Source organism: Gordonia sp. CPCC 205515 (genome assembly GCF_048537925.1).
Lineage (GTDB): Bacteria > Actinomycetota > Actinomycetes > Mycobacteriales > Mycobacteriaceae > Gordonia.
In genome coordinates this window covers 199894-215986 of record NZ_JBCLVJ010000013.1, presented here as the reverse complement: position 1 = coordinate 215986, position 16093 = coordinate 199894, and the positions used below count along the sequence as shown (strand labels likewise).

General features: G+C 66.4%; 16 protein-coding genes. 7 read left to right on the top strand and 9 right to left on the bottom strand.

Annotated elements, in window-relative coordinates:
* Window positions 1–197 precede the first annotated feature (197 nt).
* Window positions 198–515, top strand: a complete 318-nt coding sequence (locus AAFP30_RS20870; protein ID WP_419231920.1) for a GIY-YIG nuclease family protein — start codon at window positions 198–200, stop codon at window positions 513–515.
* Window positions 516–675: 160 nt separating this feature from the next.
* Here the strand turns inward: AAFP30_RS20870 and efeB are convergent, their stop codons facing one another.
* The 3 genes from efeB to efeU are packed head-to-tail and all read right to left on the bottom strand — an operon-like array spanning window position 676 to window position 4908.
* Window positions 676–1992 carry an iron uptake transporter deferrochelatase/peroxidase subunit gene (efeB, locus tag AAFP30_RS20865; protein ID WP_419231919.1) on the bottom strand — a complete coding sequence of 439 codons (1317 nt, stop codon included), beginning with the start codon at window positions 1990–1992 and terminating at the stop codon, window positions 676–678.
* Window positions 1993–1996: 4 nt separating this feature from the next.
* Window positions 1997–3199, bottom strand: a complete 1203-nt coding sequence (efeO, locus tag AAFP30_RS20860) for an iron uptake system protein EfeO (protein ID WP_419231918.1) — start codon at window positions 3197–3199, stop codon at window positions 1997–1999.
* The gene (efeU, locus tag AAFP30_RS20855; RefSeq protein WP_419231917.1) at window positions 3196–4908 is read right to left on the bottom strand and encodes an iron uptake transporter permease EfeU; all 1713 of its coding nucleotides are present in this window, start codon (window positions 4906–4908) and stop codon (window positions 3196–3198) included. Before efeU ends, efeO begins: the two co-directional genes overlap by 4 nt.
* A gap of 182 nt (window positions 4909–5090) precedes the next feature.
* Here efeU and AAFP30_RS20850 point away from each other — a divergent pair, with 182 nt between their 5' ends.
* The 5 genes from AAFP30_RS20850 (at window position 5091) to AAFP30_RS20830 (ending at window position 9438) form a co-directional block, all read left to right on the top strand.
* Window positions 5091–5846 carry a lytic transglycosylase domain-containing protein gene (locus AAFP30_RS20850; protein ID WP_419231916.1) on the top strand — a complete coding sequence of 252 codons (756 nt, stop codon included), beginning with the start codon at window positions 5091–5093 and terminating at the stop codon, window positions 5844–5846.
* Between the two features lie 125 nt (window positions 5847–5971).
* On the top strand, window positions 5972–7255 hold the full coding sequence (gene eno / locus AAFP30_RS20845; RefSeq protein WP_419231934.1) for a phosphopyruvate hydratase: 1284 nt from the start codon (window positions 5972–5974) through the stop codon (window positions 7253–7255).
* A 157-nt stretch (window positions 7256–7412) separates the two neighbouring features.
* Window positions 7413–7955, top strand: coding sequence for an FtsB family cell division protein (locus tag AAFP30_RS20840; protein ID WP_419231915.1), 543 nt, complete (start codon window positions 7413–7415; stop codon window positions 7953–7955).
* Window positions 7952–8491 carry a DUF501 domain-containing protein gene (locus AAFP30_RS20835; protein ID WP_419231914.1) on the top strand — a complete coding sequence of 180 codons (540 nt, stop codon included), beginning with the start codon at window positions 7952–7954 and terminating at the stop codon, window positions 8489–8491. The genes AAFP30_RS20840 and AAFP30_RS20835 overlap by 4 nt, the downstream gene beginning before the upstream one ends.
* The gene (locus AAFP30_RS20830) at window positions 8488–9438 is read left to right on the top strand and encodes an exopolyphosphatase (RefSeq protein ID WP_419231913.1); all 951 of its coding nucleotides are present in this window, start codon (window positions 8488–8490) and stop codon (window positions 9436–9438) included. The genes AAFP30_RS20835 and AAFP30_RS20830 overlap by 4 nt, the downstream gene beginning before the upstream one ends.
* A 6-nt stretch (window positions 9439–9444) precedes the next feature.
* Here AAFP30_RS20830 and AAFP30_RS20825 read toward each other — a convergent pair whose 3' ends face one another.
* The 6 genes from AAFP30_RS20825 to AAFP30_RS20800 form a co-directional block, all read right to left on the bottom strand.
* Window positions 9445–9945, bottom strand: coding sequence for a DUF4395 domain-containing protein (locus tag AAFP30_RS20825; RefSeq protein WP_419231912.1), 501 nt, complete (start codon window positions 9943–9945; stop codon window positions 9445–9447).
* 64 nt (window positions 9946–10009) lie between these two features.
* A complete protein-coding gene (recQ, locus tag AAFP30_RS20820) occupies window positions 10010–11854 on the bottom strand; it encodes a DNA helicase RecQ (RefSeq protein ID WP_419231911.1) in 1845 nt (614 codons plus the stop codon).
* A 10-nt stretch (window positions 11855–11864) separates the two neighbouring features.
* On the bottom strand, window positions 11865–12440 hold the full coding sequence (locus tag AAFP30_RS20815) for a hypothetical protein (protein WP_419231910.1): 576 nt from the start codon (window positions 12438–12440) through the stop codon (window positions 11865–11867).
* Window positions 12441–12487: 47 nt separating this feature from the next.
* Window positions 12488–12826, bottom strand: a complete 339-nt coding sequence (locus AAFP30_RS20810; protein ID WP_419231909.1) for a hypothetical protein — start codon at window positions 12824–12826, stop codon at window positions 12488–12490.
* A 78-nt stretch (window positions 12827–12904) separates the two neighbouring features.
* Window positions 12905–14119 carry a fatty acid desaturase family protein gene (locus AAFP30_RS20805; protein WP_419231908.1) on the bottom strand — a complete coding sequence of 405 codons (1215 nt, stop codon included), beginning with the start codon at window positions 14117–14119 and terminating at the stop codon, window positions 12905–12907.
* A gap of 2 nt (window positions 14120–14121) precedes the next feature.
* Entirely contained in the window at window positions 14122–15201 is a 1080-nt protein-coding gene (locus tag AAFP30_RS20800; RefSeq protein ID WP_419231907.1) for a ferredoxin reductase, read from the bottom strand.
* 163 nt (window positions 15202–15364) lie between these two features.
* Here AAFP30_RS20800 and AAFP30_RS20795 point away from each other — a divergent pair, with 163 nt between their 5' ends.
* The gene (locus AAFP30_RS20795; protein ID WP_419231906.1) at window positions 15365–16051 is read left to right on the top strand and encodes a TetR family transcriptional regulator; all 687 of its coding nucleotides are present in this window, start codon (window positions 15365–15367) and stop codon (window positions 16049–16051) included.
* Window positions 16052–16093: the final 42 nt, after the last annotated feature.

Sequence of the window (16093 nt, the reverse complement as noted above, 5' to 3'; positions counted from 1 at the left end):
TGGCGGCGACGCCACCAACAACGAGCCCGACTCTGCCATCAAAACCGCAGGTCAAAACCTCAATGAACCCAATCTACGGCTGTAGTACTAGGCGAGCCACGAAGGGCCTCGTGACACGAAGGATCACTCCACATCCACGGTGATGGCCCGCAGTTATCCACAGATCCGACATCGCGGTCGTCGACGATCCCGAACCAATGCACGATGACGGCATGGCATGGGTTTACCTCCTCAAATGCGCTGACGGCAAGTTCTACGTCGGCAGCGCCAGAGACCTCGAGTACCGGCTTGGCCAACACCAGTCGGCGAAGATCGGATTCACTTCCAGGCGGCGCCCGGTGAAACTCGTGTGGAGCGCGGAGTTCGACAACGTGGCCGATGCGTACGCTATTGAACGGCGAATTCACGGCTGGTCGCGACGGAAGAAGATCGCACTCATCAACGGGGACATCGAGTTACTGCGGTTTCTCGCGACGCGGGGCTCGAAGTCTGGGTTGCCGCTTGATTCTCGGTGACGGCGACCCTTCGTGACGCTCGCTCGTTCCTCGCGGGCTCCTCAGGGAGCGGGTGGGCGGCTCGCGCCTCAGGGATCGGGTGGGGACGCACCTCAGGGAGTGGGTGGGGACGCCCCCAGCGGACCGCGAGGGTTAACTCGCTGCGCGCCTCAGGGCCGGGTCACGACTTGTACTCGAACATCTCCTTGCCGTACCAGTCACCGATCTTCGCCAGGCCGGGCGGAATGGCGAAGAGAGAGCTGGAGATCGGGGAGATGTACTCGTTGAGGCCGTCCTGGGCGAGGCTGTTCTGGATGCGGACGAACTGTTCGTGGGCATTCTTCTGGAACGCGATGAAGAACAGGCCGGCGGCGAGAGTGCCGGTGCGGGTGTCGATGCCGTCGGTGTAGTTGTAGCCACGACGCAGGATCTGGACGCCGCCGTTGTTGTCCGGATGGGCCAGGCGTACGTGGGCGAATCGGTCGATCGTGTACTTGCCGTTCGGGTTTCGCATGTTGAAGTCGAGGGTGTCGAACTCCTGCGATCCCGAGAGCGGTGCGCCGGAGGACTTCTGGCGCCCGAAGATCAACTCCTGGTCGGTGATGTCGTCGGAGTCCCAGGCCTCGATGTGCATGCGGATCTTGCGGGTGACGAGGTAGCTGCCGCCCTTCATCCATGGCTGATCGGTTTCGTCGCCCACCCACACCTGCTCGTCGGCGACCTTCGGGTCCTCGGCCTTGATGTTGGCCGTTCCGTCCTTGAAGCCCATCAGGTTTCGTGGCGTCACCTGTGAGGTGGAGGTCGCCGACGCGCGACCGAAGCCCTCTTGTAGCCAACGCAGCTCCACCACACCGCGGCCGATACGCGCAAGGTTGCGTACCGCGTGGAACGCCACCTGCGGATCCTCCGAACACGCCTGGATGCAGAGATCGCCACCGCTGATCGACGGATCGATCAACGTGTCGGTGGCCAACTGGCCCAACGGTTTCAGTGCGGCGGGCATCTTGTCGGCCAGCCCGAATCGGTCGTCGAACAGCGTCGGACCGAAGCCGACGGTGATGGTCAACCGGTTGGGCCCGAGGTCGAAGGCCTCTCCGGTATCGGCGGGTGGAGCCCCGGCCCGGGTCTCCACCGGACCCACCGGCTTGCCCTGTGCCATGAGGCTGCCGGCGGCCGCCCACCGCGCCAAGGTCGTTTGCAGGCTCTGCACGGTCGCGGTGTCGGCGATGTCGAAAGCCGCGAACACCAGCGAATTCTGTTGGGTCGTCACCACTCCGGCTTGATGCTTACCGAAGAACGGGATCTGTTCGTCCGCGCTGTCGGTGGGTGTCGGCGCCGCGGCATATCCGATCGCGCCGCCGGCGGCACCGCCGACGACGACACCGGCCAAGCCCACCGCGCCCAGGAACCCGCGTCGGCCCATCCGGGGGCCGCGGGTGTCGGCCGACTCCGGTTCGGGAGTCGGTGCGGTGGTGGGGTCGGTGTCGTCGTCGGTCATGAAATCAGCTCGCCGCCGCGATCTTGCCGCCGGCCTCCGACAGCGGTTCCTTCACCGCGATGATGGCCGCGGCCATCTCGCGCTTCTGCTCCTCGGTCACCTGGGTGAACAACTTGAATCCGCCGGGCTGGTTCGGGTCGCGGAAGCTGTCCATCAGGGTGTCCACCTTGGCGAAGGCGTCGGTGATCTGTTGTGTCAGTTCCGGATCGATCTCCTTGAGAGCGGGCTTGACCATCGCGAACGCCTGCTCGGAACCCTCGACGTTGGCCTGCATGTCGAGGATGTCGATGTGCGAGTACGCCTCTTCCTCGCCGGTCAGCTTGGTGGTGGACACCTCGTCGAGCAGGTCGCCGGCACCATTGACGATGTCGGCGGGCGCGATCACGAACTCCGGCTTGTTCACCACGGTCTGCAGCTGCTTGATGTTGGTCATCAACTCGGCCGCGACCGGCTGCATGCCGTTGAGGTTGTTGGTCTCGAAGATCGCCTTCTCCAGGACGTGGAAGCCTTCCCACTTGTCACCCGGGCTCAACGCCGCGGGGCGCGCGTCGATGGCGAAGTCGAGGCTCACCGCGGTGTTCTCCGAGCAGTCGGTGGACCCGTCGGTGCAGAACGCGCCGGCGACCGGCTCGATGCGTTCGTAGTAGGGGCGAGCCTGGGCGTAGGCCTCTTTGGCCGCCGCGATGTCACCGGCGTTCACCGCGTCGACGAGCGGCTGGGTGTTGGTCACCAGGCTGTTCACCTGGGTGATGATGTACTGGCGGTAGTCGGTCGACGCCTGCTTGAGCATGTCGGCGACGGTGCCGGTCGCCTCGGCGGCCTGGCCGGTCACCGTGAAGGTGGTCTTCTCGTTGGTGGCGCCGGGACAGTAGATCTCGTAGGTGCCGCCATCGAGCTTGTGGGAGAAGGACACCGAAGCCATGCCGGGGGCGATGTTCTCCCGTTCGGCGAGAATACGGTTGTCGCTGATCAGCTCGACCTCGCTGACCGCGGCGGCATCGGTGTTGGTGATCTCGAAGGTGACCGGACCGGCCTCGACGGTCTCCGGGTCCACCTTGCACCCGTCGTTGGTCATGGTGACCTTGACCGTTTTCGGCGTCCCGGCCGCGGACGACGATGAGGCGCTGTCGTCGCTGCTGGAGCAGCCCGCGAGTCCGACGACCGTCACGGCCGCCGCGCCGATGGCGAGAAAAACCCCAGGTTTCATGGGCGGGTGCTCTCCTTCTTCTGCGGGGCCTCGTCACGAGGATTCCCCGATTCGGCTCCGGGGACCGATTCCCCGGACGTTTTCTTCGGGCTGTCGTCGGCGCGCCCGTCATCGTCCGGGCGTCGACGACCGAGCAGCATCGCCGCGGCGACGGCGGCCAGCACAATGCCGAGCACCAGCAAGACCGATGGCCACACCACACCGTTGCGGTGATGGCGATCAGCGGCGGTCGCCCGGTCGGTGGCTGCGGTGAGTTCGGCGGCGGTCGGTTCGGCCCCGGTGGCGAAGGTGGCGACCTTGCCCAGCACCACCGCGGTCCCGCGGTCGGGCGTCACTGTCGCGGTCATCACGTAATTCACGGTCGCGGCGATCGGCCGGCCGAAGGTGGTGTCGATACTCGGAGTGACTGTGGTGGTCACCGCGTAGATCACCGGTGCGCTCGCACCGAAGGTCTGGGTGTTGAGCCCCACCGGCAGCCGACCGCGGTTGCCGGCGACGATCTGGGCGACGGTCACCCGTTCGGGCGCGCCCGGTACCAGCGCCGAACCGGGGATATCGGGGCTCGCCAGTTGCTGATACCGCGCAACCGGTGCCGCGTCATCGGAATCGACGTGCTGCAGTTTTGGCAGGTTGGTGTCGACGGCGGGGGCGTCGCCGACGATGGTCCGCAGGGTGCCGGTGGCCGTGCTGTCGGTGACCGATGCGATGGTGACAGTCACGTCGCGTGGGGTGACCGGCGTCAGCCCCGACAGGATGCCGCTCGTCGACGAGGGACCGGGGGTGGCCGACACCGTGGCCGGGGGAGCGCTCGGCGCGGCCGGAGCGGTGAAGAACACCAGTGCCGCAGCGACCAGCGATGCCGCAGCGAACCCGCCGGCCAGCGCGCCGACCGCGCGGCGCGGGAATGGCTTGCCCGCGGGCCACAGCACGATGCTGCCGACGATCACCACGTACAGCACCCAGCCGACGACCTCGATGAGCACCGGCTTGGGTTGCAGCCCGAGTACGCCGGTCAGCAACGACGACCGCAGCGTGCCCGGCTGGACCAGCCAGGTGAGGTCGGCGACCTGCTGTTGCCCGGCGTCGAGCCACCCGGCCTCGTGCGCGGTGTGCAGTGCGGTCATCACCAGGCCGGCGGCCACGAACACCAGCAGCATTCCGGTCACCTTGAAGAACCGGGCGAGGTTGATGTGCACTCCGCCGCGGTAGATGCCGTAGCCGAGCAGGACCGACACCCCGATGCCCAGCAGCGCGCCGAGGACTGCGGGCAGCGTGTTGTGGCTGGCGTTGAACGCCGCGTTCAGGAACACCGAGGTCTCGAGACCTTCGCGGAGGACGGCGAGGAAGGCCATGGACACGAACGCGATGGCCGAGCCGCTGGCCACGGCGCCGGACGCGGCCTGCTCCAACTCACCCTTGAGGTCGCGCGAGTGCTGGCGCATCCAGACGATCATGTAGGTGACCATCACCACCGCGATGACGCCGATGACTGTCTCGAGACCCTCCTGCTGTTTCTGCGGGAGGTCCCGGGCCAGCACCTCGAGCCCGACCCCGACCGCGACACAGATGGCGATCGCGATGACGACGCCGAACCACATCCACTTCAGCGCGCGCGTCTGACCCTGCTTGTTCAGGAACGCCGCGATGATGCCGACGATGAGCGCCGCTTCCAGCCCCTCGCGCAGACCGATGATGAAGGTCGCGAACATAGGGCTCCAGTGGTCGGCGGAGGACGGCGGACCGTCGATTGACGAGGTAAGGCTACGCTGTCCACTCTGTCACGCACAGGGCCTATTGTCCTCGGATCCGACTCGTCCGTTTTGCGTAGATCCGCAGGTGAGGGCCGTCGATTCCGGTTTGGTCGGGGTCCCCAGGCATCATGGATGCCGACATGAGAATCCACGCTCGAACCGGTGCCGGCAAAGTGCTCGGTATCCCGCTGCTCGCCGTCGTCGCGCTCACCGCCACGGCGTGCCTGAACCTGCCGTCGCTGCATCGCCCGGACATCCCCGACGGCATCCCACCCGGCCCGGGCGTACCCACGCCGTACATCAACATCAACGCGCCCGGACGCACCGCCGAGTTGATGCGGGACTGGGCGACGCCGATTTCCGACGCGACCGGCATCCCGCTGATCGCGATGGAGGCGTATGGCAACGCCGCGGAGATCCAGCGACAGCAACATCCCGAATGTGGCCTCGCGTGGACGACACTGGCCGGTGTCGCGGCGGTCGAGAGCAAGCACGGCACCCATCACGGGACCCGGATCGCCGCCAACGGGGACACCTCGCCGCCGATCCGCGGCGTGGCCCTCGACGGCACCAAGGGCAACATGACGATCCGCGACACCGACCACGGTGCCCTTGACGGCGACCCCACCCACGACCGCGCGATGGGCCCGTTCCAGTTCATCCCGGAGACCTGGCACCGCTACGGCGTCGACGCCAACGGCGACGGGAAGGCCGACCCGGACAACATCGACGACGCAGCACTGTCGGCCGCGCGCTACCTCTGCGTCTCGTCGGGCGGGGACATGACCACGCCCGAAGGCTGGGAGAAGGCCGTCAAGGTCTACAACAACTCGATGAAGTACGTCCTGGATGTTCGGGACCGCGCAAATGCCTATTCGGTGAACGTGCGGTACTGATCGGCCGGTCTGGGGACGCGCATTCGTCCCTTGCCACGTATCGCGCCGAGTCAGCGACTAGGCTTTGCCCGTACCTCATCGGCGTCCAGATGGCGCCGAACCGTCGACACAAAGGGGCAATGGCTGTGGCAATGATCGAGCAGGTTGGGGCACGCGAGATTCTTGATTCGCGAGGCAACCCGACCGTCGAGGTCGAGGTCGTCCTCGACGACGGTACATTCACCCGCGCGGCCGTCCCATCGGGCGCATCGACCGGCGAACACGAGGCCGTCGAGTTGCGCGACGGCGGAGACCGCTACGGCGGCAAGGGTGTTCAGAAAGCTGTCGAAGGTGTGCTCAGCGAGCTCGCGCCTGCGGTGATCGGCCTCGAGGCCGAGGATCAGCGCATCGTCGACCAGGCACTGCTCGACTGCGACGGCACCCCCGACAAGGGACGCGTCGGCGCGAACGCCATCCTCGGCGTGTCGCTGGCCGTCGCCAAGGGTGCCGCGGAGTCGGCCGGTCTGCCGCTGTTCCGCTACATCGGCGGCCCGAACGCGCACATCCTGCCGGTGCCCTGCATGAACATCATCAACGGTGGTGAGCATGCCGACAACGGCATCGACTTCCAAGAGTTCATGGTGTGTCCGGTCGGCGCGCCGTCATTCAAGGAGGCCCTGCGCGCCGGTGCCGAGGTCTACCACGCACTGAAGTCGGTCTTGGGCAAGCAAGGCTTGAACACCGCACTCGGCGACGAGGGCGGCTTCGCGCCGGACCTGCCGCACACCGACGCCGCCATCACCGTGATCGGTGAAGCGGTCGCCAAGGCCGGCTACGACTTCGGCAAGGACATCGTCATCGCCCTCGACGCGGCGGCCACCGAGTTCTACTCGAACGGCGTCTACAAGCTCGAGGGCAAGGACTACTCGTCCGACGACATGATCCCGTTCTACGAGAAGCTGGTCGCCGACTTCCCGATCGTCTCGATCGAGGACGGCCTGGCCGAGGACGACTGGGCGGCGTGGGCGAAGCTGACCGAGGCGGTCGGCGACAAGGTCCAGCTCGTCGGCGACGACCTGTTCGTCACCAACCCCGAACGCCTCGAACGCGGCATCACCGAGGGCGTGGCGAACGCACTGTTGGTGAAGGTGAACCAGATCGGCTCGCTGACCGAGACGCTCGACGCCGTCGCCTTGGCGCACAACAACGGATACAAGACGATGATGAGCCATCGGTCGGGTGAGACCGAGGACACCACCATCGCCGATCTGTCGGTCGCGTGCGCATCGGGCCAGATCAAGACCGGTGCGCCGGCCCGCTCCGAGCGTGTCGCCAAGTACAACCAGCTGCTGCGTATCGAGGAGGGTCTGGGCGATGCGGCACGGTTCGCGGGCGACCTTGCCTTCCCACGATTCTCGTTCGGTTCGTGATTAGCTGGACCCCATGACATCAGGCGGGCGCCGAGAGCGTAGCGAGCGTGCCCAGACCGGTCGTGGGGCCCGAGACGTACGACGTCACGGGGCACGGGCAACTCGCCGTGGTTCGACCACGCGGGTCCATGCCCGTCCCCGGCCGTCGGGCGTCGGCATGGAAACGTCGGAGCCGGACGAGCTGGTCGACGACGATCTGTCGGTGACCGAGACCGGCGAGCAGGAACTCCTGGTCGACGACGATACGGATGACGAAAGTCCCACGCCTACACGGCTTCCGCGTCGAGTGCGGCGGACCGGCGCGTCCTCGCTGGCGGCCCGGTGGGAGCGGTTGGATGCCAAGCGGGCGATCGTCCTGGCGCTGGTGGTCAGCGTCGTCGCGCTGACCCTGGCGATGCCGGTGCGCACCTACTTTTCGCAGCGCACCGAGTTCGAACAGCTCGCCGTCGGCAACGACCGACTCCAGACGGAGGTCGCCGACTATCAGCAGAAGGTCAACGAGCAGGGCGACCCGGCCTACATCGAGGCCAAGGCGCGGGAGCGTCTGCAGTTCGTCCGGCCGGGGGAGAAGGCCGTGGTGATGATGTACCCGGGTGACGACGCCCGGATCGCGGCGGAGAAACGCGCCGAGGCGCGCGCCCGCAATCCGTGGTTCTCAAATCTCTGGGATTCGGTGTCGACCCCGCCCGGTACGAAGTGAGCACCTCCGACGACCACGCGGGAGTATCCGACGCGGATCTCGCCACCATCGCCGCGCAGTTGGGTCGCGAACCCCGCGGTGTGCTCGAGGTCAGCTACTACACACCCGACGGTGCGCCCGCAGTGATCAAGACGGCACCGAAACTGCCTGACGGCACGCCCTTTCCGACGCTCTACTACCTGACCGACCCGCGGCTCACCGCCGAGGCGAGTCGGCTGGAGTCGGCAGGCGTGATGAAGGACATGACCGCCCGGCTGGCCGAGGATCCCAGGTTGGCCGCTGCCTACCGGCGTGCCCACGAGTCCTATCTCGCCGAGCGGGACGCCATCGAAGCGCTGGGCACCGACTTCACCGGAGGCGGCATGCCCGACCGGGTGAAGTGCCTACACGTGCTGATCGCGCACTCGCTGGCCAAGGGGCCGGGCATCAATCCGCTCGGCGACGAGGCTGTTGCGTTGGCCGCCGACAACGGTTTTCGTGGTATCGCGGTGCCCGCAGACTGGCCCTCGGCGCCCGCTGGGGACGACGAGCAGTGACCGCGCCGATCGTCGGTGCCGTCGACTGCGGCACCAACTCCATCCGCCTGCTCATTGCGCGCCCTGCTGCCACCCAGCTCACCGACATCCACCGCGAAATGCGCGTCGTGCGCCTCGGCGAAGGCGTCGACGCGACCGGTCAGTTCTCCCCGGTGGCGCTCGAACGCACCCGGAAAGCGTTGGGCGACTATGTCGATCTGATGATCGAGGCCGGTGTGCAGCGAGTGCGGATGGTCGCGACGTCGGCGACCCGCGACGCCGCCAACCGCGACGACTTCTTCGCCATGACCGCCGAGTTGCTGGGCCGGGTTGTGCCCGGCGCGACCGCCGAGGTGATCACCGGCGACGAGGAGGCGCGGCTCTCTTTTCGCGGTGCCGTCGGCGAACTCGACCCGGCCGCAGGACCTTTCGTCGTCACCGATCTCGGTGGCGGCTCCACCGAAGTCGTTCTCGGTGACGAAAATGGTGTGCACGCCGCTTATTCGGCCAACATCGGGTGCGTGCGGCTGACCGAACGTGCCCTGCATTCGGATCCGCCGACCGACGACGAGATCGAGGCAGCGCAAGACTTTGCGCGACAACGCTTGTCGGAGGCCTTCGCCGCGGTGCAGGTCGAGCAGGCCCGCACCTGGGTTGGGGTGGCGGGCACCATGACCACCCTGTCGGCCGTCGGCGCCGGCCTCACCGACTACGACCCGGACGTCATCCACCTCTCCCGCATCTCGCTGACGGACCTCGACGAGGTCTGCCGGCGACTGATCCACATGACCCGCGCCGAGCGCGCCGCCCTCGGGCCGATGCACCCCGGTCGCGTGGATGTGATCGGCGGTGGCGCACTGGTCACTCTCGAACTCGCGCGCGTACTTGCTGAGCGGGCTCCGATCACCGAACTCGTCGTCAGCGAGCACGACATCCTCGACGGGATTGCGCTCGGACTACTGGACTGAGCGGGGTCAGCTCGCCGGCTGACGCAACGACAGGTTGTTGCACGCCTCGCACACGGTCTCCGGGATGATGCCCTGACGCTGCAGGAAGCCGAAGGCGACGCAGCCGAGGCAGACACCGACAAACGCCTCGAGCGAGGCCGCGACGATCAGCAGACCGACGACGATCTGTGCGGCCAGTCCGAACCCGAGCAGCGACAGCACGAACGCCGTGCCGCTGAACACCAGGCCGATTGTCTGCGCGAACCGCTTCGGCGGACCCGGAACCAGTTTCGTCTTGCGCCAGATCTTCGGCACGATCACATGCACCGAGAGACGACCGAACGGCGAGAAGCGTGGTCCGGCCATGACCCGCAGCACGAAGCCGAGCGCGAGCAGCCCGTACACGATCGGCGAGTTGACGATGACCGCGACGACCGCCAACACCACCACGAGGCCGGCGGTGGCGCGCGCGGCGTACTCGTTGACCGGATTGGGGAACGTCAGTGCCGAGGGCAGCGAACGGGACACGGGAACCTCCTGAAAGACAGCACCCCAGGGTAGGCATCGACGCGCGAGGCGCCAACAGTTGGGTTCACGCTGGGTTCAACTCGAACTCGGCGATCGCAGCCAGCACGTCCTCGCCGTAGCGCTCGAGTTTGGTGTCACCGACACCTGACACACTGCGCATCTCGGCGGCAGTCGATGGTCGTCGAGCGGCGAGTTCCCGCAGCGTCGCGTCGCTGAACACCACATATGGCGGCTTGCCCTGCCGAGACGCCTCGCCGGTACGCCAGGTCCGCAGATGCTCGAACAACCCGCGATCGGCTTCGGGCAGGGTGTCCGCCGACGACTTGGCGGCCCGGCTGCGGCCGCCGGACTTGACCGGATCAGTGCGCAACATCACCTGTGTCTCGCCACGAAGCACGGGGCCCGCGTTCTCGCCCTCGTTGAGCACGCCATAGTCGCCCTGGGGTTCGACGATGCGTGTCGCGATGAGTTGCCGGATCACGCTGCTCCACGCCTTGCGGTCGAGTTCGGTGCCGATGCCGAAGGTGCTGAGGCTGCGGTGGCCCGGGTTACGCAGCTTGTCCGGCTTGTCACCGAGCAAGATGTCGATGAGGTACCCCGCACCGTAGGACTGACCGAACTCGCGCTGCAGCCGCACGATCGTCGACAGCAGCTTCTGCGCCGGAATGGTGCCGTCCCAGGTCTGCGGCGGATTCAGGCAGGTGTCGCAGTTGCCGCACGGCTGCGCATCCTGCCCGAAGTAGCGCAGCAGCTGCACCCGACGACAGTCCACCGTCTCGCACAGAGCCAGCATCGCGTCGAGGTGTTGCCGCTGAGCACGTTTGTGGTTGTCGTCGCCCTCGGACAGATCGATCAGCCGCTGCTGCTGCATGACGTCGGCGAGGCCGTAGGTCATCCACGCCACCGACGGCAGTCCGTCGCGGCCGGCGCGGCCGGTCTCCTGGTAGTAGCCCTCGACGCTCTTGGGTAGGTCGATGTGCGCGACGAACCGGACGTCGGGCTTGTCGATACCCATGCCGAATGCGATGGTCGCCACCACAACCACCCCGTCGGCGCGCAGGAACCGTTCCAGCGTGGCCTGCCGCACTCGACGGTCCAGTCCGGCGTGATAGGGCATCGCATCAATGCCGTTGTCGGACAGGAACTCCGCGGTCTTCTCGACCGAGGCGCGGCTGAGGGCGTAAACGATGCCGGTCGCCGGTTGCCCATCGACGACGCCCTCGGTGCGGATGAAGTCGAGGAGCTGCCGACGCGGCTCGGCCTTGGTCACGATGCGGTAGGTGATGTTGGGCCGGTCGAAGTCGGCGACGAAGTGCCGGGCGTGCTGCAGGTGCAGGCGCTCGGTGATCTCTTCGTGGGTACGTTTGGTGGCGGTTGCGGTGAGTGCGATCCGCGGTACGTCGGGCCAGAGTTCGGCGAGCTCGCCGAGCCCGAGATAGTCCGGCCGGAAGTCGTGGCCCCACTGCGACACGCAGTGCGCCTCGTCGATCGCGAACAGGGCGATCTTTCCCTGCTGCAACAGATTTCGTGTCGCAGCGGTGTTGAGACGCTCGGGAGCGACGTAGAGGAGGTCGAGTTCACCTGTCCGGTAGGCGGCCTCCACCTCGGCCCGCTCGTCCGGCATCTGCGTCGAGTTGAGGTAGGCCGCGCGCACCCCGTTGTCGCGCAGCGCGGCGACCTGATCGGCCATCAGCGCGATGAGCGGCGAGACGACGACCCCGCAGCCGTCCCGCACCAGCGCGGGCACCTGATAGCACAGGCTCTTGCCGCCGCCCGTCGGCATCAGCACAACCGCGTCGCCACCACCGATCACCTGAGCGACAATCTGTTCCTGGTCGCCCCGGAACGATTCGTAGCCGAAGGTCGAGCGGAGTACCTGCCACATGTCGGGATGCGAGGTCTCGGCCATGGCCACGAGGTTACTGCCGTGGCTGTCCCACATTCGGGTACGGGTAGGGCGGCGGTGGATAACTCGGATGTTGCGCGGGTTCGGGATAGAACGGCGAGGGACGCGGCGGAGTTGGATTCGATAGGCCTCGAGCCCGTTTACGCTCGGCGAAGAAGCCCCACCCGAAGAAGTACGTGGCAAAGACAAGAACACAGCAGATCGCCAAAGCGAGCGGGAACGCCCAGGCCAGGACGTACAACCAGGTCGGCGACGAGGAATCGAACCAGTCGTGGCCACCGATGACGTACACGAGGAAGTACGTCGTGAGAATTGCCAGCGTGGGTACGAGGAGCAACAATGGCAGTGCTCGTGCCACGAGGCTGACCGCTGACACCATCGCTGCAATGAGAAGCAGCGTGAACACCGGCGGCGACAGCAACCAGCACGTGATGATGGCTCTCTGCAGACCGGAACCGTACGAGGTGGTCAGCGCCCGCCACATATCGTCCCACGTCCAGGAACCGCCGACGATAATCATCACCCAGGTGACCCCGGCGTACAGCAACGCAACTGCCGCGAGCAATCCAGTGGCGACGGCTGAGAACATGAGTGATCGGGGCCGCCGCACCTGCGGACGGCCCGGCATCGGATAGTTCACGACTCGGGCTGCGACTCGAGTGCTGGGCCAGGTGAAGTGACGGCCGGACGGGCCAGGTCGTCGGTCGAGGCCAGCGCGTCGCTGTCGTCGAGCGGGTCGCTGCCGAGTTCGTCGTCGATCTCCGCGTCGATAATCAGCTGCTCGTCGTCCTCGTGGCGCAGGTCGTCGAGCCGCGCCTTGCGGGCGGCGTCGCGCATCTCGAACCCGTCGGTGACGAGGTCGCCGATCTCACGGGCGACGTCGGCGACGGCCCCGGTGATGATGGTGGCGATGCGGCCGACATGGGTGGCCGTCGATTCGACCAGTTCCTGAACCAGATCCTTGTTGCGTTCCATACGGTCGACCATGGTGATCCCCCTCGGTGGTGTGCCCTGAGGATACCCGCAGGGCACACCACCGGCTCGGTCCGTCGGTCAGGCGGCGGACGTGCTCTTCTGCCGTTCCACGGTGACCACGAGATCGTCGTCGTCGCGGGTCATGAAGTTCGGCAGCGAGAGCTTGGCGATCTTCTTCCACGTGGAACCGAGTTGCTGCGAGAGCGATCCGGTGTTGTACGGGAGCCCGTAGCGTTCGCAGATCTCGCGGACCTCGCCGGCCATCTCCGGGTAGCGGCTGGCCGGAAGGTCAGGGAACAGGTGATGCTCGATCTGATGCGACAGGTTGCCGCTCATGATGTGGAACAGCGGGCTACCGGTGATGTTCGCCGAGCCCAGCATCTGCCGCAGGTACCACTGTCCACGGGTCTCGTCTGCGCATTCCTCGGCGCTGAATGTCTGTGCACCGGTGGGGAAGTGGCCGCAGAAGATGATCGAGTACGTCCACACGTTGCGAACGAGGTTCGCGGTCGCGTTGCCGAGCAGGGTCGGGATGAACAGCGGACCGGTCAGCGCCGGGAACACGATGTAGTCCTTGAGGACCTGGCGACCTGCCTTGCGCCACATGCCCTTCACCAGGCCCTTGATGTCGGACCACTTGCGCTTGCCGGCGATCACGTTCTCCGCCTCGAGGTCGTGCAGCATCACGCCCCATTCGAAGAGCAGCATCAAACCCGTTGCGTAGGCCAGGTTTCCGAGATAGTACGGATGCCACTTCTGGTCGCGGGCCATCCGCAGGATGCCGTAGCCGATGTCGCGGTCCTCGCCGAGGATGTTGGTGAAGGTGTGATGCAGGTAGTTGTGGCTGTGCTTCCACTGCTCAGCGGGACAGACTGTGTCCCATTCGAATTCGCGCGAGTTGTAGGTGTCCTCCCGCATCCAGTCGTACTGGCCGTGCATCACGTTGTGGCCGATCTCCATGTTGTCGAGGATCTTCGACACGGAGAGTGCGCCCACGGCGGCGATCCAGGCGGGTGGGAAGAAGCCCAGATACATCAGGCCGCGCCCGGCGATCTCGAACCCGCGCTGGGCCCGGATGATCGAGTAGAGGTACTCGCGATCCTTCTCACCCAGATCGGCGACGATCCGCGCGCGCAGTTCGTCGAGATCGCGGCCCAAGGCCTCGACCTGCTCGTAGCTCAGGCTGATGTGGTTGGGGTTGGTGTCCGGGATGTCGTCGACGAAGTCCTTCTCGACGACGACCCCGGTCAGAGGGGTGGTTTCGGGTGCGGTGTCGGTGCTGACGAGTGTCATGGCTATACCTCGATTTCCACATCGCCGACAGGGGCGTTGATACAGAGCTGTATCTGCGTGTCGGATTCGGTGTCGGTTTCTCCGGTGAGCACGTTGCGTGTGCAGCCGGATTTCTTGATGGCGGTGCAGGAGAAGCAGATCCCCATCCGGCACCCGGACTCCGGGCGCAGACCGGCCGATTCGGCCTGATCGAGGATGGTGCGGCCGTCGTTGGCTGCGGACCTGCCGGACCGCGAGAACACCAGCTCACCGTCGATCGGGGCATCGGGATCGATGGCGATCGGTGCGGCGAGGGTGAATGCCTCGCTGTGGAACGGTTGGTGCAGGTCGTGCTCGTCGTAATACTGCTCGACCGCCCGCATCAGCGCGGGTGGACCGCAGACGAACAACTCGGCGTCGTCGAACCCGGGGATGTCGGCGAGGTGCGCCGGCGCGAAGTGATCCGGGGTGTCGCCACGGGTGTAGTGCAGTCGGAGGTCGATGGTCGGGTACCGGTCGGCCAGTGCGGCCAATTCGGTGCGGTAGGCGACGTCCTCCGGGTCCCGGGCGTAGTGGACAAAGGTGATGGCTCCCGGATAGCCCTCGGCGACGAGCGTACGCATCATTGAGAGTACGGGTGTAACGCCGCTGCCGCCACTGATGAACACGGCTGCCCGGGGTCGCGTGTCGGGCAGGGTGAACTCGCCGGCGGCCTGGCCGAGTCCGAGCACCATGCCCGGACGTGCGGTGTCGCGCAGGTGTCGGGACACAAAGCCGTCGTCGTGCGCGGTGATGGTGAGTTCGAGGTCGCCGTCGGCGCTGGTCGCGGCGTTCGCCGGGGAGAAGCAGCGGGTGTGGCGTACTCCGTTGATCACCGTGCTGAGCTGCACGTACTGTCCGGCGCTGTGTCCCTGCCACTGACGTGTCGGGCGCAGGGTGAGGCGAACGGTGCGGTCGGTGGGGCGATGTACGTCGACGACCTTGGCACGCAGGTCGCGCCAGGTCAGCATCGGGTCGATCAACTCGAGATAGCGGTCGACGGGATGCGGGGAGAGGGCGGCTTCGACGATCGAGCCGACGACATCGGGAATGCGGATGCTCATGGGCTGGCTCCGTGGATCGGTTCGTGATGTTCAGTGAACATCTGTACACACAAAAGTGTGCCACGTGTCGGGGGCGGTTCGTCAAGCGTGAATCGGTGTGAGCGCAATCACCGGGAACCGTCGGGTGCGTTGAGTCGGGCGTGTCGCCGCATACACTCGGGGCGTGACCCGGACTCGCAACACCACCCGCGCGCGTTCTTCGCGCAGTTCGGGTGCCGAGTCGGAGAGTCGGGCCGAGAAGAAGAGTCGCACCCGGCAGGCACTGCTCGACGCGACGATGGAGCTCGTCGCCGACCGCAGCTTCTCCAGCATCAGCCTGCGTGAGGTCGCCCGCGGAGCGGGCATCGTGCCGACCGCCTTCTACCGGCACTTCGCGTCGATGGAGGATCTCGGCGTCACCCTCGTCGAGGATTCGATGCGCGTCCTGCGGCGCACATTGCGCGAGGGCCGTCGCGATCTGGCCGCCCGGCAGGCGCTGCCGACCGCGCAGACCTCATTGGCCATCCTGCTGCGCCACGTCGACGAGAACGAGTCCCAATTCCGCTTCCTGGTGCGCGAGCAGCACGGCGGTGTCGCCGAGATCCGTCGGGCCATCGACACCGAGCTGCGACTCTTCTCCAAGGAACTCGCGATCGACCTGTCGCGGCTGCCTGATCTCGCCGAATGGTCGCCGGAGGATCTCGAACTCGCCGCCGAGCTGATCGTCTCGATCATGCTGACCGCGGTCGCCGACATCCTCGACAACGACTACCGCGGTCGCGGCGCCGAACGCGAGATCGTCGAACGCACGGAACGACAGCTCGTCATGGTGTTCCTCGGCATGGGGCAGTGGCGTCCCCGCGCGCACTGACATTTGCTCACCGTCAGCCCGAAATGTCGGGGTGCCCATCTA